The 1749-nt window shown below is 38.8% G+C and carries 2 protein-coding genes and 2 pseudogenes; all 4 read left to right on the forward strand.

Features of this window, described 5'->3' with window-relative positions:
* Positions 1-105, forward strand: a pseudogene (locus tag CER18_RS10655) (recombinase); the annotation flags it as partial.
* 1 nt (position 106) lies between these two features.
* Positions 107-391 (forward strand): annotated as a pseudogene (locus CER18_RS09605) (YqaJ viral recombinase family protein); the annotation flags it as partial.
* Between the two features lie 71 nt (positions 392-462).
* Positions 463-711: a hypothetical protein gene (locus CER18_RS09610; RefSeq protein WP_100129737.1), complete on the forward strand. Its 249-nt coding sequence runs from the start codon at positions 463-465 to the stop codon at positions 709-711.
* Positions 712-713: 2 nt separating this feature from the next.
* A partial coding sequence (locus CER18_RS09615) for a tyrosine-type recombinase/integrase (RefSeq protein WP_100129738.1) occupies positions 714-1749 on the forward strand: 1036 nt, incomplete at its 3' end.

Consider the following 1749-nt stretch of genomic DNA (forward strand, 5'->3'; position numbering starts at 1 on the left):
TCTCACCCTAAACAAGAGCAAATAAACGCGTCTATACAAGATGCCGAATATATTCATATCCAAGATATTGAATATGCACCAACTCAACAACAAACCGCGGTGTGAAATGGAACAAAGAACAGCACAATGGTTTCAAGCAAGGCTAGGAAAAGTCACCGCTTCAAATATTTACAACGTTATTAGTAAAACAGCCAAGGGAACTCCTACAAGCAAATATGAAGACTATAAAATTAAACTCATTACAGAGCGCTTAATAGGCGAAGCAAGCCCCTATTATGAAACTGAAGATATGAGATGGGGAATTGAACATGAAGAAGATGCTTTGAGAGAATATGCATTCATTTATGATACTGAAGTCACAGGGTGCATCTTTAGTCTCCAGCCCCCCCTCTTACCACAACTTTCAACAAATGTATGATTCACAACACGGGTGAATTGTAGCTAAAATCAAGGGGAACAGATATGGCACACCGCCCACCTACTATCACGCAACCAGCCATTGCACGGGCTTTAAGAGAAGCTAAAAAGCAAGGAGCAGAGGTTGTAGAAATCAAGCCTACTGGTGAATTATTAATTCATATCAATAAAATCGCAACACCCAAAACGGCAGATAATACTTATAGCATTGATGATTTTCCACCGCTTGAAAATGAACAAGAAGACTACGATACTAGCAAAACTTGTCGTTCTGTCGACGGTATAAAGTTTTAGCCATGCCAAAACGTCGTCCACCATATCTTGTTTSTGAACGCACACGCCATGGTAAAATCATATGGTATGTACGTATTGGTCATGGAACACGATTTCGGATTGAAGGAACCTATGGAACGCAAGAGTTTGTCGATAATTATACGCTTGCTCTTAAGCAAGCGCAAAATGGCACCTCCAAGAAAAGAAAACAAACCAGACTTGTAGAGGGCTCTTTCGATTGGTTGTTGCATCAATATTTACAAAGCATACAATGGCATAATCAATCAGAATCTACTAAAAAAGTTAAGTATAGAATTCTAAACAATGTTTCTAAACATATTGGTGAACGCGCATATAAAAGCATAGAAAAACATCATATCCTTGACGCTGTAGATAGAAGGCGTGCTACCCCCGCAGCAGCAAAACATTTTTTGACTTCTTTAAATGGTCTCTTTAATTGGGCGGTTGATAATGCCCTTTTAAATAGAAATCCTGCTTTTAATATAAAAGCACCAAAATCTCTTAACAGCGTAGGATTAGCGCCATGGCTAGAAGAGGATATCGATAAATATTATAAACAATGGGCTATCGGTACCCATGAACGCGTATGGGTTGATGTGCTTCTTTATACGGGCTTGCGCCGTGGAGATGCCGTTCGTATCGGTTGGAAAGATGTAAAAGATAATATCATTCATCTCAAAACAGAAAAGAGCCAATTTAAAACAGATGTTTTTCTCCCTATTTTGCCTGAACTAGCAGAAACTCTTAAAATTGGTCCCATTGGAGAAGAGACTTTCATCTGTAGTAAAACTAATAAAAAATTCATCAAAGAAAGCTTTGGTAACGCCTTTAGAGACGCTTGTAATGCGGCTGGAATTAAAAAATCAGCCCATGGATTGAGAAAATTAGCAGCCACACGCGCTGCGAATGCTGGTGCGACAGTTTCACAAATGAAAGCGCTTTTTGGCTGGACAGAAGATAAAATGGCATCCCTTTATACTAAAACAGCAGATAGAAAACGATTAGCAATAGAAGCAATAAAAAAGCTACAAAAAGGTT

The organism is Bartonella tribocorum, from assembly GCF_002777915.1.
In the GTDB taxonomy this organism is placed as follows: Bacteria; Pseudomonadota; Alphaproteobacteria; order Rhizobiales; family Rhizobiaceae; genus Bartonella; species Bartonella tribocorum_A.

What these genes read in the sequence shown, in the direction of transcription:
- CER18_RS09610 (WP_100129737.1), top strand. Translation starts at nt 463, where the DNA reads ATGGCACACCGCCCACCTACTATCACGCAACCAGCCATTGCACGGGCT.